The 23,157-nt window shown below is 73.6% G+C and carries 21 protein-coding genes; 13 read left to right on the forward strand and 8 right to left on the reverse strand.

Annotated features, from left to right (window positions below):
- Positions 1-26 precede the first annotated feature (26 nt).
- Positions 27-788 carry an alpha/beta hydrolase family protein gene (locus ACOJV9_RS05105; RefSeq protein WP_420184101.1) on the reverse strand — a complete coding sequence of 254 codons (762 nt, stop codon included), beginning with the start codon at positions 786-788 and terminating at the stop codon, positions 27-29.
- Positions 789-831: 43 nt separating this feature from the next.
- On the opposite strand from ACOJV9_RS05105, the gene ACOJV9_RS05110 reads away from it, so the two are divergent.
- Genes ACOJV9_RS05110 through ACOJV9_RS05135 form a run of 6 tightly spaced genes read left to right on the forward strand, consistent with a single transcriptional unit; the run spans position 832 to position 7,149 of the window.
- Positions 832-1,479: a trimeric intracellular cation channel family protein gene (locus ACOJV9_RS05110; RefSeq protein WP_420184102.1), complete on the forward strand. Its 648-nt coding sequence runs from the start codon at positions 832-834 to the stop codon at positions 1,477-1,479.
- A 20-nt stretch (positions 1,480-1,499) separates the two neighbouring features.
- Positions 1,500-2,561, forward strand: a complete 1,062-nt coding sequence (locus ACOJV9_RS05115; protein ID WP_420184103.1) for a glycosyltransferase family 2 protein — start codon at positions 1,500-1,502, stop codon at positions 2,559-2,561.
- Between the two features lie 2 nt (positions 2,562-2,563).
- Complete coding sequence (locus ACOJV9_RS05120) at positions 2,564-4,468, forward strand: glycosyltransferase (protein WP_420184104.1); 1,905 nt, start codon at positions 2,564-2,566, stop codon at positions 4,466-4,468.
- Positions 4,469-4,472: 4 nt separating this feature from the next.
- Positions 4,473-5,402 carry a lysylphosphatidylglycerol synthase domain-containing protein gene (locus ACOJV9_RS05125; protein WP_420184105.1) on the forward strand — a complete coding sequence of 310 codons (930 nt, stop codon included), beginning with the start codon at positions 4,473-4,475 and terminating at the stop codon, positions 5,400-5,402.
- Positions 5,399-6,220, forward strand: a complete 822-nt coding sequence (locus ACOJV9_RS05130) for a class I SAM-dependent methyltransferase (RefSeq protein WP_420184106.1) — start codon at positions 5,399-5,401, stop codon at positions 6,218-6,220. The genes ACOJV9_RS05125 and ACOJV9_RS05130 overlap by 4 nt, the downstream gene beginning before the upstream one ends.
- Positions 6,217-7,149, forward strand: coding sequence for a DNA-3-methyladenine glycosylase family protein (locus ACOJV9_RS05135; protein WP_420184107.1), 933 nt, complete (start codon positions 6,217-6,219; stop codon positions 7,147-7,149). The genes ACOJV9_RS05130 and ACOJV9_RS05135 overlap by 4 nt, the downstream gene beginning before the upstream one ends.
- A 175-nt stretch (positions 7,150-7,324) precedes the next feature.
- Here the strand turns inward: ACOJV9_RS05135 and ACOJV9_RS05140 are convergent, their stop codons facing one another.
- From ACOJV9_RS05140 to cofD, 5 genes are all read right to left on the reverse strand, one after another.
- A complete protein-coding gene (locus tag ACOJV9_RS05140; protein WP_420184108.1) occupies positions 7,325-8,152 on the reverse strand; it encodes an HNH endonuclease signature motif containing protein in 828 nt (275 codons plus the stop codon).
- Positions 8,153-8,198: 46 nt separating this feature from the next.
- Entirely contained in the window at positions 8,199-9,080 is an 882-nt protein-coding gene (locus tag ACOJV9_RS05145; protein WP_420184109.1) for a DUF222 domain-containing protein, read from the reverse strand.
- A gap of 107 nt (positions 9,081-9,187) precedes the next feature.
- The gene (locus ACOJV9_RS05150) at positions 9,188-9,802 is read right to left on the reverse strand and encodes a hypothetical protein (RefSeq protein WP_420184110.1); all 615 of its coding nucleotides are present in this window, start codon (positions 9,800-9,802) and stop codon (positions 9,188-9,190) included.
- Positions 9,799-10,929 carry a coenzyme F420-0:L-glutamate ligase gene (locus tag ACOJV9_RS05155; protein ID WP_420184111.1) on the reverse strand — a complete coding sequence of 377 codons (1,131 nt, stop codon included), beginning with the start codon at positions 10,927-10,929 and terminating at the stop codon, positions 9,799-9,801. The genes ACOJV9_RS05150 and ACOJV9_RS05155 overlap by 4 nt, the downstream gene beginning before the upstream one ends.
- A gap of 4 nt (positions 10,930-10,933) precedes the next feature.
- Complete coding sequence (cofD, locus tag ACOJV9_RS05160) at positions 10,934-11,902, reverse strand: 2-phospho-L-lactate transferase (protein ID WP_420184112.1); 969 nt, start codon at positions 11,900-11,902, stop codon at positions 10,934-10,936.
- A gap of 199 nt (positions 11,903-12,101) precedes the next feature.
- On the opposite strand from cofD, the gene ACOJV9_RS05165 reads away from it, so the two are divergent.
- Genes ACOJV9_RS05165 through ACOJV9_RS05175 form a run of 3 tightly spaced genes read left to right on the forward strand, consistent with a single transcriptional unit; the run spans position 12,102 to position 16,886 of the window.
- On the forward strand, positions 12,102-12,365 hold the full coding sequence (locus tag ACOJV9_RS05165) for a WhiB family transcriptional regulator (RefSeq protein ID WP_420184113.1): 264 nt from the start codon (positions 12,102-12,104) through the stop codon (positions 12,363-12,365).
- A gap of 19 nt (positions 12,366-12,384) precedes the next feature.
- Positions 12,385-15,426: a glycosyltransferase gene (locus tag ACOJV9_RS05170; protein ID WP_420184114.1), complete on the forward strand. Its 3,042-nt coding sequence runs from the start codon at positions 12,385-12,387 to the stop codon at positions 15,424-15,426.
- On the forward strand, positions 15,423-16,886 hold the full coding sequence (locus ACOJV9_RS05175; RefSeq protein WP_420184115.1) for a DUF5719 family protein: 1,464 nt from the start codon (positions 15,423-15,425) through the stop codon (positions 16,884-16,886). Before ACOJV9_RS05170 ends, ACOJV9_RS05175 begins: the two co-directional genes overlap by 4 nt.
- A gap of 8 nt (positions 16,887-16,894) precedes the next feature.
- Here the strand turns inward: ACOJV9_RS05175 and ACOJV9_RS05180 are convergent, their stop codons facing one another.
- Positions 16,895-17,221, reverse strand: a complete 327-nt coding sequence (locus ACOJV9_RS05180) for a metallopeptidase family protein (RefSeq protein ID WP_420184116.1) — start codon at positions 17,219-17,221, stop codon at positions 16,895-16,897.
- A 159-nt stretch (positions 17,222-17,380) separates the two neighbouring features.
- On the opposite strand from ACOJV9_RS05180, the gene ACOJV9_RS05185 reads away from it, so the two are divergent.
- Positions 17,381-17,764 carry a DUF3499 domain-containing protein gene (locus tag ACOJV9_RS05185; RefSeq protein WP_420184117.1) on the forward strand — a complete coding sequence of 128 codons (384 nt, stop codon included), beginning with the start codon at positions 17,381-17,383 and terminating at the stop codon, positions 17,762-17,764.
- Positions 17,765-17,798: 34 nt separating this feature from the next.
- On the opposite strand, the gene ACOJV9_RS05190 is transcribed toward ACOJV9_RS05185, so the two are convergent.
- Positions 17,799-20,159 (reverse strand): ATP-binding cassette domain-containing protein, encoded by a 2,361-nt coding sequence (locus ACOJV9_RS05190; RefSeq protein ID WP_420184118.1) that lies wholly within the window; start codon positions 20,157-20,159, stop codon positions 17,799-17,801.
- A 55-nt stretch (positions 20,160-20,214) separates the two neighbouring features.
- Between ACOJV9_RS05190 and ACOJV9_RS05195 the strand changes: the two genes are divergently transcribed.
- Genes ACOJV9_RS05195 through ACOJV9_RS05205 form a run of 3 tightly spaced genes read left to right on the forward strand, consistent with a single transcriptional unit; the run spans position 20,215 to position 23,044 of the window.
- Positions 20,215-21,660 (forward strand): phosphomannomutase/phosphoglucomutase, encoded by a 1,446-nt coding sequence (locus ACOJV9_RS05195; protein ID WP_420184119.1) that lies wholly within the window; start codon positions 20,215-20,217, stop codon positions 21,658-21,660.
- Position 21,661: 1 nt separating this feature from the next.
- Entirely contained in the window at positions 21,662-21,847 is a 186-nt protein-coding gene (locus ACOJV9_RS05200; RefSeq protein WP_420184120.1) for a Trm112 family protein, read from the forward strand.
- Positions 21,848-21,868: 21 nt separating this feature from the next.
- Positions 21,869-23,044: an SIS domain-containing protein gene (locus ACOJV9_RS05205; protein WP_420184121.1), complete on the forward strand. Its 1,176-nt coding sequence runs from the start codon at positions 21,869-21,871 to the stop codon at positions 23,042-23,044.
- Positions 23,045-23,157 lie beyond the last annotated feature (113 nt).

The raw sequence follows: 23,157 nt of genomic DNA on the forward strand, positions 1-23,157 counted from the left end.
ACCGGTGGCCGCGACGGGGAACCGGGTCAGGGGGAGAGGTACGGGTCGGCCCACGCGCTGATGATGCGTGCGGCCCGCTTGGCCTGGCCCGGTGCAGTGAGCAGGTGGTCGGAGCCCTCGAGCGAGACGAAGCTGCGGGGGTGCCGCGCCGTCCGGAAGATCTCGCTCGCGTTGGCGATGCCGACGGTGTTGTCCGTGGGGGAGTGCATGACGAGCAGCGGCCGGCGCAGCGCGGTGATGCACGCGCGCAGGTCGGCCCGACGGACGTCCTCGACGAACTCGCGGCGCAGCGTCAGGGCCTTGTCGCCGAAGGTCACCGGCGCCTCGCCGTCGGCGATGACCCTCTCGACGACCGCGTCGTACTGGTGCTCGACGTGCGAGGGGTCGTACGGCGCCGCCACGGTCGCCACTGCGCTGACGTCGGGGCAGCTCCCGGCCGCCGAGAGCACGGCGGCCCCACCGAACGAGTGGCCGACGAGGAGGTCGACCGGCCGGTCGCTGCCCTCCATGAAGCGCACCGCCTCGACCGTGTCGGCGACCTTGTGGGAGAACGAGCCGTCACCCCAGTCGCCCTCGGAGTCGCCGAGCCCCAGGTTGTCGAACCGGAGCATGCCCACGCCCTCGGCGGCCAGCTGCTTGCAGATGCGCGCAGCGGCCGGGCAGTCCTTGCCGAGGGTGAAGCCGTGGGAGAAGACTCCCCAGCCGCGGACCGTCCCGTGCGGGAGGTCGACGATGCCCGCGAGCACCTCACCGGAGGAGCTGGGGAACCGGACGCGTTCGCTGGCCATCGCGACATCCTCGCACCGGTCGGAGGTGCCCTAGCCTGCTCGGGTGAACTCGCTCGCCATCCCCCTGTGGCTCGACGCCGTGGCGGTCGGGTTCGGCGGGCTGGCCGGTGCGCTCGCGGCGCGGCGTCGTGGGTTCGACATCGTCGGTGTCCTCTTCCTCGCCGTCATCGGCGGGCTCGGAGGAGCGCTCCTGCGCGACCTGCTGCTCCAGGTGCCCGTGCGGGCGCTCACCTCGCCCTGGCTGCTGCCCTCGGCCGTCCTCGGCGGGCTCCTCGTCGCGCCGCTGCTGGCGGTGGTGGGGCCGCTGCGCTTCCGGCGGGACGTCGCGTTCACGCTGCTCGACGCCATGTCGCTGGCGATGTACTCGGTCCTCGGGACCGACCGGGCGATCACCGTCGGGCTCCCGCCCATCTCGTGCGTCTTCGTCGGCACGGTGGCGGGCGTCGGTGGGGCGCTGATCCGGGACGTCCTCATCAACGAGCAGCCGGAGCACTTCAAGCCCGGGTCCTTCTACGTCCTCGCGGCCGTCCCCGGGTGCGTCGCCTACTTCGTCATGCGCAGCCTCGAGCTGCCGGTCCTCGTCTCGGCGGTGACGTCGGTCGGTGTCGTCATCGCCGTCCGGATGTCGTCCTGGTCGCTCAACTGGCAGACCGGCCGGCGACGGACGACGGGGACCTCCGGCACGTCCTGACGCGGGTACGCTCGGCTGCGATGAACGAGCACCCTGACTCCTCTGCCCTGACCGAGCGCATCCCCGTGCGGAACGGCGAGCTCGCGGGCGGGAGCGACGACCCCGGCGGGAGGGGCACGGTGGCGGCGCGGCCGGCATACGACACGCCTGTCGAGCCGCAGACCCGGTCGGCCCTGCTCGAGGACGGCTCCCCGCGCCCCTACGTGACGATCGTGCTGCCCTGCTACAACGAAGGCGCCCACGTCCTCAAGGAGATCGACCGGATCACCGCGGCGATGAACGGCAGCGAGTTCACCTACGAGCTGCTCTGCATCGACGACGCCTCGACCGACGACACCCTCGCGGTGCTGCAGGACGCGGCGACGCGCTACGCCAACCTGCGGATCATGCCGTTCCGCCGCAACGGCGGCTCGGGCACCGCAAGGCGCATCGGCACGCAGCAGGCGCACGGCGAGGTCGTCGTGTGGACCGACGCCGACATGACCTACGAGAACGAGCGCATCCCCGAGCTCGTGCGGATCCTGCGCGACGACGCGAGCTACGACCAGGTCGTCGGCGCGCGCACCACCGAGGAGGGCACCCACAAGTGGGCGCGCGTCCCGGCAAAGTGGTTCATCCGCAAGGTCGCCGAGTGGCTGACCAAGACGCGCATCCCCGACCTCAACTCCGGTCTGCGGGCCTTCCGTCGTGACGTGTCGCTGCCCTACCTGCGGCTGCTGCCGGCGGGCTTCTCGTGCGTCACGACGATCACCATCGCGTTCCTCAGCAACCAGCACGACATCAAGTACGTCGACACGAAGTACGCCAAGCGGGCCGGGGTGAGCAAGTTCCACTTCGTCAGCGACGCCTACCGCTACATCCTCCAGGTGCTGCGGATGGTCATGTACTTCGATCCGCTCAAGGTGCTCATGCCGCCGGCGCTGTGGATGATCGTCGTCGGCTTCGTCAAGGCGGTCGTCGACATGGTCCGCCACCCGTTCTACTTCCCGGCCTCGACCGTGCTGCTCATCGTCAGCGGCATCATGATCGCCTCGCTCGCCCTCCTCTCCGACCTCGTGGTGAGGTCTCGCGACGGTGTGTGACGGTGTCTGAGTCCGCGTCCCTCCGGCTCGCGGTCGTCGGTCCGACCCACCCCTACAAGGGCGGTGTCGCCTCGCACACGACCGAGCTGTGCCACGAGCTCGCCGAGGCGGGCCACGACGTCACCCTCGTGTCGTGGAGCTCGCTCTACCCGTCGCTGCTCTATCCCGGGGAGCAGGCCGTGCCCGACGGCGCCCCCGACGTCGTCCCGTTCCCGCGGACCGAGCACACGTTGTCGTGGGCCCGCCCGGACACGTGGCTGCGGACCGGTTGCCGGCTGCGCGACGTCGACGCCATCATCGTCGTCCACGTCATCCCGCCCGTCGTGCCGGCCCACCTCGCGCTGCTGCGCGCCGCGGGGGCGGGGCCGCGGACGATCGTCATCACGCACAACGTCCTGCCGCACGAGCCGCGACCGGGCGACCGGCGGCTCATGCAGGCGCTCTTCGCCCGCGTCGACTCCGTCGTCGTCCACTCCGACGCGCAGGCCCGGCTCGCCACCGAGCTCGGCGCCCCGCACGTGCGCGAGCTCGACCTGCCGCCGCACCTGCCCGGAGGCGACCCCGAGCCGCACGTCGGGTCCAGCGGTCCGACCCGGCTGCTGTCGCTCGGGATCGTGCGCGACTACAAGGGGATCGACCTGCTGCTCGACGCGATGCTCGACGTCCCCGACGTCCGGCTCACCATCGCGGGGGAGATGTGGGGCCACAGCGGCCGGCGGGTCAAGGAGCTCGCGGCCGACCCGCGCCTGGCCGACCGGGTCGAGGTGCACGGCGGCTACGTCCCGGCCGACCGCATCGCCCCGCTCCTGGCGCGACACGACGCGATGACCCTGACCTACCGCTCCGCGACCGCCTCGCAGAACGTCCTTCTGGCGCGGCGGCACGGGCTGCCCGTGCTCGCCTCGCGCGTCGGCACGTTCGCCAGCCAGGTCCGCGATGGGGTCGACGGGCTGCTCGTCCCGCCCGGTGACCGCGACGCGCTCGTCGAGGCGCTGCGTCGCCTCTCCGACCCGGCGTATGCCGGCCGGCTGCGGTCCGCGGTCCGCCCGCCGGACCTCAGCGGCCCGTGGGCGCACTACGTGGGGGGCATCGAGGCGCTCGCCAGTGCCGAGTCGGGTGCCCTGCTCGACGTGGAGCCCGAGACCGGGGCCGCCGCCGAGTCCGAGGGCGTGGTCCAGCGGGCCAGGGACCTCGTCACCGCTGCCCGGCTGCGGCGGCGGGCGCGGCTGACCCTGCGGCCGAGCGACCTCCCGGAGTGGGTGCGGGCCTCCGACGTGCTCGCCCTCGACTCCGACGCCCTCGACGCGCAGGCGCTGGCCAGGCAGCTGCGGCTGCCGCGGGCCTCGGACGCCGTCGCCGCCTGGGCCGCGCTCGGTGCGCTCGCCGCCGTCCTCCGCATCCGGGACGACGGGCGCCACGGCGCGGTCGTCGTCGACGAGTCCGGGACCGCGAGCCCGTTCTCGCGCTGGCTGAGGGCGCTGGGGTTCGAGCCGGTCGAGCTCGAGGTGACCGGTCGGCGCACCTCGGTCGAGGTCCTCGACGTCGACACCGCGAGCCTCGACGTCATCGCCCGTCTCCACCCCGGGGGCTGCACCGCCGAGGACGTCGACCACACCGTCTCTCAGGCGTCGTGGGCGCTGCGCTCCGGCGGCCTGCTCCTGCTCACCCTCCCGATCGGTGAGGACGACCCCGAGTGGGCCGTCACCCCGGCCGGGATCCGGGGTGTCCTCGCGCGCGCCGACGACCTCGGGCTCGTGCTCGTCGGTGACGTCGACGGCGACATCACCGAGCGCATCCGGCAGGCCGCGGCGTCCGCGCGGGAGCTGCGGGGCACCCAGCCGGGGGGACGCAGCGACGGCGCGTCACCGGCATACGGGATCCTCCGCCTGACCTTCCGGCGCCGGTGACGCGATGACGCGTCAGCGCTGGCTCGACGTCGTGCGCGTCGTGGTCGCCCTGCTCGTCCTGGCGGCGGTGACGGTCGCGGTGTGGCGCAACTGGGGCGAGGTGTCGTCGCACCTGGGCGACATTCCTCGCGGGACGCTCGGGGCGGCGTTCCTGCTGGCCCTGTCCGCTCCCGTCTTCACGCTGCTCGGGTGGCGGGTGCTGCTCGCCGACCTCGGGACACGTCTGCCGCTCCCACCGAGTGCGAGCGTGTTCTTCGTCGGGCAGCTGGGCAAGTACCTCCCCGGCTCGGTCTGGAGCGTCGTCGCCCAGGCCGACCTCGGCTCGCGGCTGGGGGTGCCGCGCCGGCGGATGGGCGTCGCCGGGCTGCTGTCGATCCTCCTGTCGGTCATCACCGGCGCGATCCTCGGGGTGCCGGCGGTGCCGGCGCTGCTGGCGCGCTCCGAGGACTTCCGGTGGTGGTGGTTCCTCCCGGCACTGCTGCTGCTCCTGCTGCTGTGGCCGCGGCTGCTCAACTCGGGGGTCGCGCTGCTGCTGCGCGTGCTGCGCCGCGAGCCGCTCGAGCACCGGCTGACGACGCCGGCGATCGCGCTCACGTCGATGTGGTTCGTCCTCGCCTGGCTGGGGGTCGGGCTGTCGGTGCTCGTCCTCGCCCACGCCCTGGCGCCGGAGAGGTCGTGGGGCTCGCTCGTCGTCAGCTCGATCTGCGGCTTCGCGCTCGCGTCGGCCATCGGGATGTTCTCGTTCGTCGTGCCTGCCGGGGTGGGCGTGCGCGACGGCATCCTCGCGCTGCTCCTCGGGGCGCTCATGCCGTTCCCTGCGGCGATCGCGGTCGTCGTCGTCTCCCGGTTCTTCTCCGTGCTCGCCGACGTCGTCGTCGCGGCCAGCGGCTGGGCCTGGGCCCGGTCGCACCACCTCCTAGGATCACGGACATGAGCGAGCGGCCCCGCGAGGAACAGCTGGCCTACTCCGAGCTGATGGACAAGATGCTCGACGAGCAGGGCCGGCGGCAGAAGGCGGCCAAGCTCATCTCGGTCCTCGCGCACGGCCTGGGCCGGTCGGCCGACGACGAGGGCGGGCCGCTCGCGGGGCTGCGGGCCGTCGACGTCGGCTGCTCCGCGGGGTTCATCGCCGACGAGCTGGCCCTGGCGGGTGCCTCGACGACGGGGGTGGACATCGACGAGCCCGGGCTGGCCAAGGCGCGCGAGCGCTTCGGCGACCGGGTCGACTTCCGGCTCGCCCGCGGTGAGGACCTGCCCTTCGAGGACGGGTCGGTCGACGTGGTCGTCCTCAACCACATCTATGAGCACGTGGTCGACCCCGACGCCGTCGTGGCCGACATCCACCGGGTGCTCGCGCCCGGCGGTGTGCTGTATCTCGGGGTCGGCCACCGGTGGCAGGTCCTCGAGCCGCACCACCGCCTGCCCTTCCTGTCGTGGCTGCCGCAGCGGGCGGCCGACGGCTACCTGCGCCTGGCGAGCAAGGGGGACCACTACTACGAGCACTACGCGACACCGGCCGGGCTGCGACGCATGTTCGCGGCGTTCGACGTGTGGGACTACACGCTTCCGGTGCTGGCCGACCCGACGGCGTTCGCCGGCGGCGACGTCATCCCCGCGTGGGTGGGGCGCCTGCCCGAGAGGGCCCTCGCCGCCGCGCTTCCGCTCGTGCCGACCTACGTCTGGCTGGCGTTCAAGGAGCCGGCGCGGCCCGCCGGACCGCCCCTGCGCGTCGCCCCCCGCCACATCGGATGAGCGAGGTCGCTCCTCTCGAGCGCACCTTCCGTCCCGGGCGACCGCTGCAGCTCGGGAGCGTCGTCAACGCTTTCCGTCGTGGGGGTGGCGACCCCACGTCGTGGAGCGACCGCGTCGGCACCTGGGTGTTCGCGTGGCGGGTGCCCACCGGGCCGGTGACGCTGCGGCTCGTCGACCGCCCGCGGCTCGGCGAGGTCGAGGCGCAGGCGTGGGGCGAGGGCGCCGCGTGGGTGCTCGACCGGCTGCCGCACCTGCTGGGCGAGCACGACGACGACGGGGGGTTCGCGAGCCACCACGACGTCGTGGCCCAGGCCCGGCGGCGCTTCGCCGGCTGGCGGGTCCCGGCCTCCGGGCTCGTCGTGCAGGCCTTGATCCCGACCATCATCGAGCAACGCGTCACCGGCAAGGAGGCGTTCGCGGCATATCGGATGCTGGTGAGGCGCAACGGCTCCGTCGCGCCGGGACCGGGAGCCGAGCTCCGGCTCGTCGTGCCGCCCGAGCCGCGCACCTGGGCGCTCATCCCGTCGTGGGAGTGGTTGCGCGCCGGGGTCGACGGCGCTCGCTCGCGCCCCGCCGTGACCGTCGCGACCCGGGCCGGCCGGCTCGAGGACCTCGTCGGTGTGCCGGCCCTCGAGGCCCGCCGCCGCATCGAGTCCCTGCCCGGGGTGGGGCGGTGGTCGAGCGCCGAGGTGGCGCAGCGGGCATTGGGTGACCCCGACGCGGTGAGCTTCGGCGACTACCACGTCGCGAAGAACATCGGCTGGGCCCTCACCGGGACACCGGTCGACGACGACGGGCTGGCGGAGCTGCTCGAGCCGTATGCCGGGCACCGCTACCGCGTCCAGCGGCTCCTCGAGCTGTCGGGGGCGATGCGGCCGCGGCACGGTCCGCGGTTCACCCTGCCCACCCACCTGCCCGGCCGCAGCTGATCGCCCGCGGCGGGTCGGCCGTCGGTCCAGTCGTTCGTCAGCGCAACCACGGTCACGAGCGCGCTCTCACCGCATCGGCTGTCGCCCACACCTGAGGCAAGGGGTCTCCTGAGTCTGGGACGGAGTGGCCCGGGGCGAAGTTCCGGCCGCGGCCGAACCGCAACACGGCGGCGGCTCAGAACGGCGGGTCGTCGCGTGGGGGTGGGGGAGCGGCCGGGAGGTCGACGAGGACGGGGTGTCCGTGGGGCTCGGTGACCCACTCGATGCCCACGGGAGGTCGGGGTCGGGTGTCGGCCTCGGCGAGGTGGAGCAGGCGGGTGAGGGCCAGCTCGAGGAGGGTGGGGATGAGGTCGGGGTTCTCGGTTCGATCGTCGGCTCGATCGTCGGGCCACGCCGGAGCGGCCGTGCGGGCTGTCGCGGTCGGGTTCGGGGGTGGGGGGAGGTGGAGCCGGTCGAGGTGGTCGACCGGGTGGGTGTCGGTGGCGCGGCCGCCGGGGTCGGTCCAGTGCACGATCCCGTCGGGGTCGAGTCGGGCGGTCCAACCGGGTCGTTGCTTGACGCGATGGTGTCGTCGGCAGAGGCAGATGAGGTTGGTGGCCGTGGTGGGTCCGGCGGGCCAGGGAATGACGTGGTCGAGGTCGCAGGAGCGGGCGGTGACGGGGCAGCCGGGGAAGCGGCAGTGTCCGTCGCGCAGCCGGACGAGGCGTTGCAGGGCCGGTGAGGGGCGGTACCGCTTCTCGACCTCGCCGGGCGGTGCCGGCCGCACGTCGCTTGGGGCGAGGGTCTTGGGGACGGCGCCGGCGACCAGGGCGCCGGTGTCGGGGTGACAGGTCAGCGGGGCGGAGTCGACGATGCGGGTGCCCTCGGGCAGGGCGTCGAGGTTCACCCGGGTGGTGCCGGGCCGGCCGAGCCCACCGAGCTCGGCCACCCCACGCCCACCAGCAGCAGCACCGGAGCAGGCCGCCGCCGCGGCGCCCGTTGCACGAGCATCATCGGTGGCCACCGGGTCAGCGCCCGCGTCAGGACCGGTGTCCGTGTCGCTGCCTGCATCACTGCCGTCGTCGGTGTGGGTGTCGGTGGCACTGCTGGTGTCGGGGGGCGGGGTCGGGGGCGGGGGTGGTGGCGTGGAGGTGGAGGGTGACGTCGGCCTTCTGGAGGATGAGCTGGCCCATCGCGTCGAGCCGGGCCTGCTCCAGGGTCAGGGTCGGGTCCTCCCGGCAGAGCTGGCGGGCCAGGGAGTCCACGGCCTGCCACATCACCAGCGACTGCTCGACCGGGACCAGCCCGTCCCACCGGTCCGCGGCCAGAGAGACCGCCCGCCGCACCAGCGACCGCTGCGTGCGGGCCTTCTCGGCCTCCTGGTCGGCGACCTCCGGGGCGAGGCGGGCGACGAGCCGGCGCGCCCGCGCCGCCAACGGTCCGGCGCTCTCGTCCCACCCGCGTGGCTGCTCGTAGCGGTCCACGAGCCGGTCGGCGATCTCGTGCGCGACCTCGTCCGGGCACGGCGTCAGCTCCCGGGTCAGGACCGTGGCCCGCCACAGGTCCAGCTCCCCGGACCCCATCGCGTCGACCAGCTGCGGGGTCACGCCCACCTGGTGCACCGCGGCCTCGACCCGACGCTGCGCCACCGGTGTCGAGACCCCGAGCCGGGTCGCGACCAGCGCGGGTGCGTCCTCGGCGACGAACCCCAGCCCGTGCCGGCGCCAGGACCACCCCTGCTCGACCTCGTCGTCGCGGACCTCGTCGTGCGCCGCGACGTGCGCGATCGCCCGGGTCTGGATCCCGGCCGCGATGTTGCCGATCTGCTGGCTCACCTCGACCGCCTCCAGCAGCGTGTCCATGTCCAACGACCCGGCGCCGCCCTCGTCCGCGGGAGCAGCCACGGCGGCATACAGCTGCGCCAATGCCGTCTTCACCGCCCCCAGGTCCATGCCTCGATTCTACTCGAACACGGGTTCGACGACAAGGATTGTCCACAACGAATTCCGTTGAGGGGCAAGCGAGTTCGCGAACAAGGGGTTGACGGTGAGCAGCTCGATCAGGGAGACGGCATGGACGCGAGCAGCGCCGCCAGCGGCGGAGGGGACGAGCCCTCGTCGAGCGCCCGCGCGAGCGCCCCGGCCAGGAGCTCCTTGCGGCCGGACGTCGTTCCGCAGAAGCGGTGCAGCTGGTCGAGGACGGGCCGTCCCTGCCACGCCGGCTGTCGGGTGAAGGCGGCGAACGCGTCGCGCAGGCCGACGTCCCCGAGGACGGCCAGTGCGCCGTCAGCGCCCAAGGCCCGGAGCAGCTCGTCCTCAAGGTCGCGCCGACAGATCTGGAAGCCGAGAGCGGGCAGGTCGTCGACGGAGATGGGACGCTCGACGGAGTCCAGGTGGAGGGGGGTGACCACGTCGAGGGCACGGACGAAGAACGCCGCCTCGCGCTCGTCGCACAACCCGATGACGCGAGGCCGAGGATGTGCGGTCGCCGCCGCTTGGAGGTGTCGGCGGATGTTGGTCGCGCCACCCATGTCGACGAGCCGGCACGGCTCGCTGTCCGGGCGGACGCCCCGGGCGGTCCTCAGGGCACGGACGGCAGCCACGTCGCTGGTGCCCTCGAGCAGGACCCACGTGGGTGCCACTCCGCTCTCGGGAGAGGGCGCCCGGCCGGTCACGGCGTGGAACCTCGAGCGGTCACCGGGCTCTCACCGACGGGCCGGGCGGTGAGTGTGACGGTGATGCTGTGCTCGGCCGTCGGCTTCCCCCAGCCCACCGTTGCGAGGTCCTCGCTGGCGGCGGCGACCTCGAGACGCTGCGTCAACCGGCCCAACCGGAACGCGTCCGAGGCGCCGAGGGTCAGCACTGCCACAGCGGCGTGGTGCGACCCATCGACGAGCTCGAGGTCGAGGCCGGCGTCCTCGTCCGCCCACAGCGTCAGGGCGACCACGCGGGCGATGCGTTCGCTCATGCCCTCCGGCGCGACGGAACGAATTCCGACCGCCTCCGAGTCGGCAGACCCCGGGTCCACGCCGAGCACCGCACGCAGCGCCTCGACATGACCCATCGCGAACCAGTCCCCGGCGCCGACCCGCACCACGTCCCCTGCGCCGGAACCGCATCCGTCGTCGAGCACCTCGAACCACGACCGTGGCAGCCCGCGCACCACCGCCGCTGCCACCCCGTCCGTCTTGCCCTTGACGAGGTCTGCCGCAGAGGCGATCTCGTCCGCGACGGCCCGCGCGGTCACCGCCAGGACGCGACCGTCCACGTCGGCCTCGCCCCGGTGGTCGAGCAGCACGCGCAACCCCGCCGATCCCAGCGCGAAGTCGGTGAGCCCGGCTCGCCACGGCCTCCCGGCGGTGTCGCTGAGCACCACGGCGACAGGTGCGCCGGACGGCATACCGGCTTGGGAGAGAAGTGAAGAGCGAAGGTCGCGGGCACAGGCGTCGGGGTCGTGGGGCAGGAGCAGGAGCGCACCCGACGGCCCGGTGTTCGAGGCGTCGACACCGGCGGCGGCCATGACCGGACCGGCCAACGACTCGACGACCCGGGTGACCTGGTCGCCGCTCGCCCGCTCGGCGACGACGCGTCGGGACTCGCTCAGCACGACCTCGACCCGGCCCACGCTGCCAGCAGCCCTGAGGCCCAGGGCCTTCGACACGACCTTGCTCGACACCACCACGACGTCGCCGGCCGCGAGCCCGCCGGGGCCCAGGGCCGCCAGCAGCAGTGCCGCCACGTCGTCGCCCTCGCTCACCTCGGGCACACCGAGGAGCGGGACGATCGTGAGTGAAGCGGTCATGCGGTCACCGGCGGACGCGCTCAGCCAGGGCCAGCAGCTCGGCAGCGATGGCAGCGGTCGCAGCCACGTCCGTCATGAGGAGCGGCCCGTCGTGGACGGCGGTCTCGACTCCGCGCACCCTGACGGAGGCGTCGGCCGGGTCGACGAGCCAGCCGTCGAGGAAGTCGGCGTAGAGGCCGGCCACCGCAGCACTGGTGGACTCGACACCGATGGCCGACAGGCACGCGTCCGCATGGCCCCGGACCGGTCGGCCCGAGATCAGCGGGGAGACGCCGACGACGGGTGCCGTGGACCCGCGAAGGGCGTCGCGCACCCCGGGCACGCCGAGGATGATCCCGATCGACACCACGGGGTTGCTCGGCGGCAGGACGATGACGTCCGCGTCACGCAGGGCGTCGAGCACCCCCGGCGCAGCTGCCGCACGGTCCAGGCCGGCGACGACGAACCGGGACGCGGGGACCGCGGCGCGCAGCCGGACCCACCACTCCTGGAAGTGCACGGCCCGCTGCGAGTCGCCCTCGTCGAGCACGACGTGGGTCTCGACCGGGGTGTCCGTCATGGGCAGCAACGTGATGCGCTGGTCCGGCAGCCCCCAGCGGGCGGCCAGGCGCGCGGTCACCTCCGACGCCGTCTGCCCCTGCGCCAGCCACTGCGAGCGCACGATGTGCGTGCCGAGGTCGAGGTCGCCGAGCGTGAACCACTGCGGCGCAGCGCCGTACGCCTCGAGCTCGCCCTGCACCCGCGTGGACTCGTCGGCCCGGCCCCATCCCTGCTCCTCGTCGATACCGCCGCCGAGCGTGTAGAGGAGGGTGTCGATGTCGGGGCAGACCCGCAGCCCGAAGAGGCTGATGTCGTCCCCGGTGTTGGCGATGACGGTGACCTCGGACTCCGGTGCGACGCGGTCGAGGTGGGCTCGCAGGCCCCGGAGGAAGCGCGCTCCGCCGACGCCGCCCGCGAGGGCTGTGATTCGCATGCGGGCCAGTCTTCCCCACCGGCGAGTCGCTCCGACACGCCGGTCGGCGGGTCACCGCGGGTGCTGATAGCAGAACTCCGCTTGACGAATGGGTATGACACGCGTGTAATTTCGTCATTGTGTTCCAGCAGAGGTCACCTCGGTCGAGGGCAGACGGTCTGGACACGGGCTGGGTCGCAGAAGGGTCGAGGAGGCAGCGATGCACGAGTTGACGTTGGTCGACGCCATGGTCGATGAGGAGACGGTGCTCTCCTGGCAGGAGCGCAGCCTGTGTGCGCAGACGGACCCGGAGGCGTTCTTCCCCGAGAAGGGCGGCTCCACCCGTGAGGCCAAGAAGGTGTGCGTCGGCTGCGACGTCCGCCCCGAGTGCCTCGAGTACGCACTGGCCAACGACGAGCGCTTCGGCATCTGGGGCGGTCTGTCCGAGAGGGAGCGCCGCAAGCTGAAGAAGCGCGCCGTCTGACCGGTCGCGCGACCACTTCATGACGCTGACGACCGCCCCCGTGCTGCCCGACGCCCCCGCCCCCGCGAACGGGCCGGTGGTCCGGGCCGTCGTCGTCACCTCCGGCTCCCACCACGGTCTGCGCGCCCTCCTCGACGCGCTCGCCGCCTCCGCGGCGCGACCCGACCACGTCGTCGTCCTCGACACCTCCGGTGCCGACGGCTCCACCACGGCGGCGGACCTCGTCGCCGCCGCGAGCACTCCGTCCTTCCGCGTCGAGCACGTTCCCCTCGACGCCCGTATGCCGGATCGCGCTGCGGTCACGCGGTGGGTCAGGTCCGCCGACCTCGGCGACGACGACCTCGTGTGGGTGCTGCCCGTGGGCTGCGTCCCGGAGCCCCAGGCGCTGACCCGCCTCCTCGACGCCCACCGCCGCAGCCCCTCCGTCGGCATCGTCGGTCCCAAGCACGTCGACGCGTCCGACCCCGGTCGCCTGCGCTCCGTGGGCATCACCGCCACCCGCACAGGACGGGTCGTCGAGGACCCACCGCTGGGGGAGCCCGACCAGGGCCAGTACGACCTGCGCCGCGACGTCATCGCCGTCCCGCTCGCCGGCATGCTCGCGACCGCCACGGTGCTGCGCGTCCTCGGGTGGGAGCGCTCGTTCGGTGACCTCGGCGGTGACCTCGACCTCGGCTGGCGGGCGCAGCTGGCCGGACACCGGGTCGTCGTCGCACCGAGTGCGCGGCTCCGGTCGGTCGCCTCCCTCGGTCTGGCCACGGCCACGACCCCGGCCCGTCGCCGCGCCGCCCGCCGCGTCGCGCTCACCCGGGCGCCGTGGTGGCAGGCGCCCTTGCTCGCTCTGTGGGTCCTCCTCAGTTCCATCGTCGCCGGCATCGGGCTGCTGCTCCTCAAGCGACCTCGCGCCGCTGCGCAGGTGCTGGCCGACCTCGGGTCGCTGGACCCCGTCGGTGGCGTGCTCGCCCGCGTGCGCACTCGGGGGTCCCGCCAGCTGGGTCATCGCGACATCGGCAGCCTGTTCGTCCCCGGCTCCCTCGTGGTGCGCCGGGCCCTCGACCGCGCCCACGAGGCCGTGGTCGCCCCCGCCCGGCTGCCCGACGAGGGCGCGCGCGGCGACGACTCGTCCTCCGTGGCACGCGCCCTGACCTCCCCCGCCGTTGTCGCGGTCGTCACCGTCCTCGCCGTCGTGGTCGCCGCCGGGCGGGAGATCGGCGGCGACCTCCTCGGTCGGCTGGGCTCCGGGGTCACCGGTGGTGAGCTGGTCGCGAGTCCCGCGACCTCCGGCAGCCTGTGGAGCGCCGCCTTCGACGGTTGGCACGGCACCGGGCTCGGCGGGGACGGTCCCGCCAGCCCCGGACTGGCCCTGCTCGCCCTCCCCGTGTGGCTCGTCGAGCGGCTTCCCGGCGGCTCCGACGTCACCTCTCCCGCAGGCGCCCTCATCGGTGCCCTCCTCGTGCTCGCGCTGCCACTGGCAGCGGTGTCCGCCTACGCCTCGTCACGGGTCCTCACCACGTCCCGCGCCCTGCGTGCCGTCGCCGCGGTCCTGTGGGCCACCGCCGGTGCTGCCGGTGCGTCCGTCGCGCAGGGCCGTCTGGGCGCCCTCGTCGCGCTGGTCCTCCTGCCGCTGGTGCTCGGCGGAGTCGTGCTCATCACGCGCCCCAAGGGCACGGCGACCGGAGCCTTCGCGACCGCCCTGGGCGCTGCGGTGCTCGGGGCCTTCGCCCCACCCCTGCTCGCGCTCGTCGTCCTGCTCTGCGTGGGCGTCGCCGTCGTCGGCGGTGCCGCCGCTCGAGCCCGAGCCCTCGTGGTGGCGGTCATCGGGCCGCTGCTCCTGGGCCCGTGGCTCGTCGACCTTGCGGACGACTGGTCGCTCGCTGCCACCGGGCCCGGCCTGAGCCAGTGGACGCCCACCACGGTCAAGCCGCTGGCTCTCGCCCTGCTCCACCCGGGCGGCGCGGGCAGCACTCCCTGGTGGGTGGGCGCGGCAGTCGTGGCGGCGGGGCTCCTCGGCCTGCTCGCACAGCGCCGGGTCCGCTCCGTCTCGACCGGTGCCGCCGTCCTCGCCGTGCTGTCGCTGGCCGGTGTCCTGGTCGCTCCCCGGCTCGACCTGGCGTCGGGCTCCGTCGATCCTGCCGGCCCCGTCACCCCGTGGGTCGGCACCTTCATGCTCCCGCTCACCCTGGCCCTCGTCGCCGCGGCCGTCCTCGGGGCGCAGTCCCTCGCGGGCCGGGTCCGGTTCGCCGCCGTCGGCGGTCTCGTCCTCGTCGGGGCCGTCTCCGCAGGGGCCTTGGGCTGGTTCGGCTTCGACGCCGTGTTGCGCACCTGGTCCGACCCGAGGCCGGCCGTCGCGGTCGAGCAGGCCGGGGGAGAGCTGGCCAACCGCACCGTCTTCGTCACCCCGGGACCCAGCGGCGCGGCATACCGGGTCGTCGGCCGGGAGACGGGAGAGCTCGCCCGCGTCCTCCCGCAGGCCCTGGTGGGAGATGCCCTCCTCGCCGAGGACGTCAGCGGGCTGCTCGACGGCACCCGCGACGACGCCGGGATGCGGCTCGCGCAGCAGGCCGTGGGCTTCGTCGCCGTCGCCGAGGGCGCCGGTGACGACGTCGCCCGCACCCTCGACTCGGCCCGTGGACTGTCGCGCCTCGCGAGCCGAGGTGGCTACGACGTGTGGCGGATCGCCGCCCTCGGCACCTCGACCACCCGCGCCGTCGCCCCCTCCCGCCTCACGCTCGTCACCGGCTCGGACACCTCCGCGGTCACGACCACCGGCCAGCACGGTGCGACGAGCGCCACCCTCACGGCGCGCGACGGTGACCTCCTCGCGGTCGCCGAGCCGACCAGCTGGGGCCGCCACGCGACCGTGGAGCTCGACGGGCGGGAGCTCAGCCCCGTGGCCGACGCCGACCGCCCCACCTATGCCCTGCCCGCCGGCGAGCACCGCCTCACCATCGAGGTCGAGCCGGAGCGCCCGTGGTGGCGCGTCCTGCAGGGCGTGGCCATCCTCGTCGTGGCCTTCCTCTCGATCCCGTTCGGGACCCGTGCCTTCCGGAGCCGTCGATGAACCGCGCACGCTGGGTCGGCCCCGGACGTCTCGTGCTCACTGGCGCCGTCGCCGCGGGCCTGGTGGCGCTCGCGACCACGTCTCCCGTCACCGGCGCGGCGGCGCCCGGCGGGCCAGTGGCCGGTGAGCCGACCCTCGCGCCCATCACCTCCGCCGACCTGTCCTGCCCCGGTCCCGAGCTGAGCGGTGTGCCGGGGGTGGAGGACCTCCAGGTGCCCGCGCTCGTCGGCGCCGCGGCGGCCCCCACGCAGGTCCTCGGCCCCACGCGCCCGTCCGGCGACGGGAGCCTCAGCATCCGCACGGGGGGCACCGGCAGCACGGCCCTCACCGAGCGCGGCACGACGACCACGGCTCCGACCACCCCCGGCAGGTCCAGCGACGTCCGCGCCACCGGTTCGATGGCCCCCGGCATCGCCGCCTCGCAGGAGTGGACGGTGGCCCGTGCGGAGGTGCGCGGGCTGGCGACGGTGCCCTGCGCGGAGCCCGGGTCCGACCTCTGGCTCCTCGCGGGTGGTGGTGCCCCCGGGCGCCAGGAGCGCCTCGTGCTCAGCAACCCCGGCGCCAACGAGGTGACGGTCGACCTCACCGCCCTGGGCCGTCGCGGCGTCGTGCCCTCGCCCACCGGGGCCATCGTCGTGCCCGCGGGCGGGCGAGCCGCCCTGCTCGTCGACGCCATCACCGGGGCCGAGGAGTCCCCGGCGGTCCGGGTGCGGGTCAACGGCGGCACGGTTCGCGCCGTGATGAGCGACATCTGGCTCGACGGGTCGGTGCCGGCCGGTGCCGAGACCACCGTCCCGACCGCCGCCCCCTCCCGTCGACAGGTGATCCCCGCCGCCCGCGTCGGCACGGCAGGTTCCATCCGCATCGCCGTCCCCGACCGCCAGCAGGCCGTCGTGAGCGCCCGGGTCGTCGGCACCGACGGGCCCACGCCGCTGCGCGGCGGCGTCGTCCGGGTCGGCGCCCGCTCCACGGGCGAGCTCGCGCTCACCGGGCTGAAGCCGGGGACGTATGCCGTCGAGCTCACCTCGGACGTGCCGATCGTCGCCTCGCTGTGGTCGACCCAGCGCACGGCCGATGGGCCCGGCGACTTCATGTGGGCCCCGTCGACCCCGGCGTCGTCCGGCCTGCTCGGAGCCGCCTACCCCGCGTCCAAGGACGGGACGACGCGGGTTCTCGGCGTCGTCGCGACCGGTGGCCCGGCGAAGGTGTCCGTCACCTGGCGTTCGGTGGGGGCCAAGGACTGGACGACACGCGAGGTCGACCTCGCTCAGGACCGGGCGATGACGCTGGACCTCGGATCGGTGGAGTCGGTGTGGGTGCGTCGCACCTCCGGGACCGGCGAGGTGCGCTCGGCGGTGGCGTCGTCCGGAGGGCAGCCCGGGCCACTGCTCGTCTCCGGCGCACCGTTGGTGGAGAGCACGGTGACCTCTGCGGTCAGCCGGGCCCACCCGGTGCCCTGAGCGAGACCTCAGAGGTCGATCTCGGACGGTGGCACGTTGAGCAGGGCAGCCACCTGTTCGGCGACCACCTCCCGCACGATGACCGACACCTCCGCGGCATCGCGGGCGCGGGTCTCCACGGGTCGGCGGTAGATGACGATCCGGTGCCCCGCGGTGCCACCGACGGGGACGAGCCGGCCCACGGCGGCCGCCTGCTCCTCCCACGGAGCGGGGTCGGTGGAGGGCACCTCCTCGACCGCGAACTCGACGGCGGCGTAGCGCTTCCCGAGGTACTCGCGGGCCCGCTCGGCCACCTCGATGACGACGTCGTCGAAGGTCTCGCGCCGGGACCGCATGGCAGGCACCGGAGGCCACGCCACGGGGCCGCGCGGACCTCGCCCTCGTCGGTCGCGACGGCGCGGCGCAGCGGGGGGCACGGGGTCGACGGGGGCCACGGCACGAGACTACGGCGCGCCGACCCGGGGACGTCGGAGCGGTGAATTAGAGTCCCTCGGGTGAACGCGTCCAGGAAGTGCACCAAGACCGCGTGCGCCCAGCTCGCGGTCGCCACGCTCACCTACGCGTACGCCGACCGCGCCGTCGTCCTCGGTCCCCTGGCGACCTACGCCGAGCCGCACTCGTACGACCTGTGCTCGCACCACGCGAACGGGCTCACGGTGCCGCAGGGCTGGGAGGTCGTGCGCCTCGACCGTGACGGCTACGAGCCCGCGCCCGAGGTCGACGACCTCCTCGCGGTCGTCGACGCGGTGCGCGAGGTCCGCGAAGTCACCCCGTCCCAGCCGACGGTCGCCCGCGCGGCGGTCACCGCGATGCCGCCGATGCCCGGCGAGCAGCGCCGCGGTCACCTGCGGGTGCTGCCGGGTCTCGGCGAGGCCTGAGCCCCGCCCGCTCGCTCGGGCCCGGTCGGCTCACTCAGCCGACGTACGCCGCCAGGTGCTCCCCGGTGAGGGTGGACCGCGCCGCGACGAGGTCGGCCGGGGTGCCCTCGAAGACGAGCGTCCCCCCGTCGTGGCCGGCCCCCGGACCGAGGTCGAGGATCCAGTCGGCGTGCGCCATGACGGCCTGGTGGTGCTCGATGACGATGACCGACTTGCCGCTGTCGACGAGCCGGTCCAGCAGGCCGAGGAGGTTCTCGACGTCGGCGAGGTGCAGACCGGTGGTCGGCTCGTCGAGCACGTAGACCTCGCCCTTCTCGGCCATCTGCACCGCGAGCTTGAGCCGCTGGCGCTCACCGCCGGACAGGGTGGTGAGCGGCTGCCCGAGCGTGAGGTAGCCCAGCCCCACGTCGACGAGGCGGCCGAGGATCGTGTGGGCGGCCGGGACCCGGGACTCCCCTTCCGCAAAGAAGGCCAGAGCCTCCTCCATCGACATCGCGAGGACCTGGGCGATGTTGCGACCACCGAGGGTGTACTCGAGGACGGATGCCTGGAAGCGCCGGCCCTCGCACTCCTCGCACGGTGACTCGACGGTCGCCATGACGCCGAGCTCGGTGAAGATGACCCCGGCGCCGTTGCACGTCGGGCAGGCGCCCTCGGAGTTGGAGCTGAAGAGGGCCGGCTTGACGCCGTTGGCCTTGGCGAACGCCTTGCGCACCGGCTCGAGGAGCCCTGTGTAGGTCGCCGGGTTGCTGCGGCGTGACCCCTTGATCGCTGACTGGTCGACGACGACGACGCCGTCGCGGCCATCGAGCGAGCCGTGCACCAGCGAGCTCTTGCCCGAGCCGGCCACCCCGGTCACGGCGACGAGGAGGCCGAGCGGCACGTCGACGTCGACGTCGCGCAGGTTGTGCGTCGAGGCGCCACGGATCTCCAGGGTTCCCGTGGACGACCTCACGTCCGGCTTGAGCCGCGCGCGGTCGTCGAGGTGGCGCCCGGTGAGCGTCCCGGCCTTGCGGAGCTGCGCGACAGACCCCTCGAAGACGATCTGGCCGCCACCGGACCCGGCGCCGGGCCCGAGGTCGACCACGTGGTCGGCGATGGCGATCGTCTCCGGTTTGTGCTCGACGACGAGGACGGTGTTGCCCTTGTCGCGCAGGCGGAGCAGCAGGTCGTTCATCCGGGCGATGTCGTGGGGGTGGAGGCCGATCGTCGGCTCGTCGAAGACGTAGGTGACGTCGGTGAGGGAGGACCCGAGGTGGCGGATCATCTTCGTGCGCTGGGCCTCACCGCCCGACAGCGTGCCGGCCGGACGGTCCAGCGAGAGGTAGCCGAGCCCGATCTCGGTGAACGAGTCGAGCAGGTGCTGCAGCCCCTTGAGCAAGGGAGCGACGGACGGCTCCTGCAGCTCGCGCACCCAGTCGGCGAGGTCGCTGATCTGCATGACGCACAGGTCGGCGATGGACCTCCCGCCGATCTTCGACCTCAGCACGTCCGCGGTGAGGCGGGTCCCGTGGCACTCGGGACACTCCTGGAAGGTCACCGCCCGCTCGACGAAGCGCCGCACGTGGGGCTGCATCGCCTCGGTGTCCTTGGACAGCATCGACTTCTGGATCTTGGGGATGATGCCCTCGAAGGTGAGGTTGACGCCCTCCACCTTGATCTTCGTGGGCGGCGCGTAGAGCATCGTCTCGAGCTGCTTGGCGCTGAACGTGGAGATGGGCTTGTCCATCGGCAGGCCCATGCCCTCGAAGAGCCGGCCGTACCAGCCGTCCATCGAGTAGCCGGGGACGGTCAGCGCCCCCTCGCTCAGCGACTTGGAGTCGTCGTAGAGCGCCGTGCGGTCGATGTCGCTGACGTGCCCCATGCCCTCGCACCGTGGGCACATGCCGCCGAGGTAGACCTGCTGCTGGGCCACGCGCTTCTCGGTGTGCCCATCCTTCTCGGTCGTCATCACGCCGCTCGCCTTCCGGGTCGGCACGTTGAAGCTGTATGCCGTCGGCGGACCGACGTAGGGGCTGCCGAGGCGGCTGTAGAGGATGCGCAGCATGGCGTTGGCGTCGGTGGCGGTGCCGACGGTCGAGCGGGGGTTGGCGCCCATGCGCTCCTGGTCGACGATAATTGCCGTCGTGAGCCCGTCGAGGTGGTCGACCTCCGGCCGTGCCAGTGACGGCATGAAGCCCTGGACGAAGGCGCTGTAGGTCTCGTTGATCATCCGCTGCGACTCGGCGGCGATGGTGCCGAAGACGAGCGAGCTCTTGCCCGAGCCCGACACGCCGGTGAAGACGGTGAGCCGCCGCTTGGGCAGCTCGAGGCTCACGTCCTTGAGGTTGTTCTCCCGCGCACCCTGCACGCGGATGAGGTCGTGCGTGTCGGCGGCGTGCGGCGTGGGGCTCATCCGGGTCACGCTAGCGGCCACCGCCGACGCGCGTGGGCCCTAGTAGGGTCGCTCCGTGCCTCCCCACACCCTCTCCGACGTCGTCAAGGCGTACGACGTCCGCGGTCTGGTCCCGGAGCAGCTCGACGTCGACGTGGCCTGGGCCCTGGGGGCGGCGTTCGCCGAGGTGGTCATCACCCGCGAGGGGGGCAGCGGCTGCGTCATCGGGCACGACATGCGCGCCACCTCGCCCGAGCTCTCCCGCGCCTTCGGCGCCGGGGTCACGAGCCGCGGCGTCGACGTCACCCACATCGGGCTGGCCAGCACCGACGGTCTCTACTTCGCCAGCGGACACCTGGACCTCGCCGGGGCGATGTTCACCGCGAGCCACAACCCCGCGGCATACAACGGCATCAAGCTCTGCCGGCCCGGCGCGGCTCCGGTCGGGCTGGAGTCGGGCCTCGCCGATGTGCGCGACCTCGCGCAGGAGCTCCTCGAAGGCACCGCCGAGCAGCCTGACGAGGCCACCGGGACCAGCGAGGAGGGCGACCTGCTCGCCGACTACGCGGCATTCCTGCGCGGCCTCGTCGACCTCTCGCGGATCCGCCCCCTTACCGTGGTCGTGGACGCCGGCAACGGCATGGGCGGGCACACCGTCCCGGCCGTGCTCGGGACCGGCGCCGGCCTGCCCGAGCTGCCGCTCACGGTGGTCCCGCTCTACTTCGAGCTCGACGGGACGTTCCCCAACCACGAGGCGAACCCGCTGGAGCCGGAGAACCTGCGCGACCTCCAGGCGGCGGTGCTCGAGCACGGCGCCGACCTCGGTCTCGCCTTCGACGGTGACGCGGACCGCTGCTTCGTCGTCGACGAGCGCGGTCAACCGGTGAGCCCGAGCGCCATCACGGCGCTCATCGCCACCCGCGAGGTCGCCCGGGAGGTCGCCGCCGGGACCCCGGCGAGCGAGGTGTCGGTCGTGCACAACGTCATCACCTCGGCCCAGGTGCCGGAGGTCCTCGCCGCGCTGGGCGCGAGGGCGGTCCGCACGCGGGTCGGCCACTCGTTCATCAAGGCCGAGATGGCGCGCGAGAACGCGGTCTTCGGCGGCGAGCACAGCGCCCACTACTACTTCCGTGACTTCTGGTTCGCCGACACCGGCATGCTCGCCGCGATGCACACCCTCGCCGCGCTGGGCGAGCAGTCGCGGCCGCTGAGCGAGATCATGTCCGGCTACGCGGCATACGCCGCCTCCGGCGAGATCAACTCGACCGTCGTGGACCAGCGGGCGAGCACCGAGGCCGTCCGGTCGTGGGCGGCGGACAAGGACGTCGAGGTCGACGAGCTCGACGGGCTCACCCTGACCCACACTGGAGGTGACGGCGACCCGATGTGGTGGCTCAACCTGCGCGCCTCCAACACCGAACCCCTGCTCCGGCTCAACGTCGAGGCAGCCGACGCGGTCACGATGGCCGCGATCCGCGACGATGTGCTGGACGTCGTCCGGAGCACTGCGAGAGGAGACTGACATGGCCACGATGGAGCCCTGGCTGCGCGAGATCCTGCGCTGCCCGAACTGCCGTTCCGAGCTGCGCGACGAGACGGGGGAGACCGGCCCCGAGCTGGCCTGCACCTCCGACGCCTGCGGGCTCGTCTACCGGGTCGACGACGGCGTCCCGGTGCTGCTCGTCGACGAGGGCCGCAAGCCGGTCTGACCGGCTGACCGGCTGCCCGCCATGCCGCACCTCGACGAGGCCTTCCTCGACTCCGTGGACTCGCTCGAGTCCCTCGACAGCCAGGGCTCGCTGCGCGCGCTCGCGACGGCGGGGGCTCAGGTCCGCCGCACGGTCGTCGCCGCGCGGGAGGCGGGCATCGACCGGCTCGCGGGCGGCGACCGTCCGCGCTCGGTGCTCGTGGCCGCCCTCGGTGGCCCGCTGGTCGTCTGCGACGTGCTCGACGTGCTGGCCGAGCCGGGCTCCCCCGTCCCGGTGACCACGCGGCGCCAGGCCCCGCTCCCGGGCTGGATCGGGCCGCTCGACCTGGTCATCGCGGTGTCGCAGAGCGGTCGTGCCCCCGGCCCGCTGGCCCTGGCGGCCGAGGCGGCCCGGCGGGGTGCGGCCCTGCTCACCGTCGGTGCTCCCGACTCCCCGCTCGCCGACGTGTGCGCCCGTGGCCGCGGTGTCCACGTGGGCATCACCGCGCCGGTGCCCACCTCGCGGGCCGCGCTCTGGTCGCTGCTCACGCCGGTGCTCATGGCGGCCGAGCGGCTGGGTTTGGCCGAGTGCTCCGACGCCGTGCTCGACCAGGTCGCCGACACCCTCGACACCCGAGCCGAGGAGTGCCGGCCCTCGTCGGAGTCGTTCGTCAACCCGGCCAAGGTCATCGCCCTCGGGCTCGCCGAGACCGTGCCGCTCGTCCTCGGCGACGGCGACCTCACCGGCGTGGCGGCCAACCGCGCGGCTGCGATGCTGGCCCGGACCGCCCGGATGCCCACGACGCACGGCGCCCTCCCCGACGACGCCGCCCAGGTCGTCGCCTGCTTCGACGGGCCGTTCAGCGGGCCCAGCGACGTGGGCGGGACGGGCGCCGGTGACCTCTTCGCCGACCCCTTCCTCGACGGCCCGCCCGCGCCGCAGCTCGGCCTGCTCATGCTGCGTGACCACCCGGAGGTGGTGCGGGAGATGCCGAGGTCGACCTTCCCCCCGATCGCCCTGGCCGACGCCGTCGTGGAGTCCGCCCGTGACGCCGGTGTGCGGGTCTGGGAGGTCGAGGCGCTCCCCGGCCATCCGGTGCAGCGGCTCGCCTCGCTCGTCGCGATGACCGACTACGTCGCGACCTACCTCGCGCTCGGCCTCGGGCTCGACCCGGCGATCTCCCGGCACGTCACCGAGCTGCGCGACCGCACCTCCTAGCCGGCCCGCTTTCCCCGCGCCTACTGCACCGTAGGCGGGGGAATCCCCCCCTTCGGTTCAAGCGGTCAGGGAAACACCTCGATCTGGAGGTGTGATGAAGATGAAGCCACGGT

It is taken from the genome of Knoellia terrae, assembly GCF_048606435.1.
Taxonomy (GTDB): domain Bacteria; phylum Actinomycetota; class Actinomycetes; order Actinomycetales; family Dermatophilaceae; genus Knoellia; species Knoellia terrae.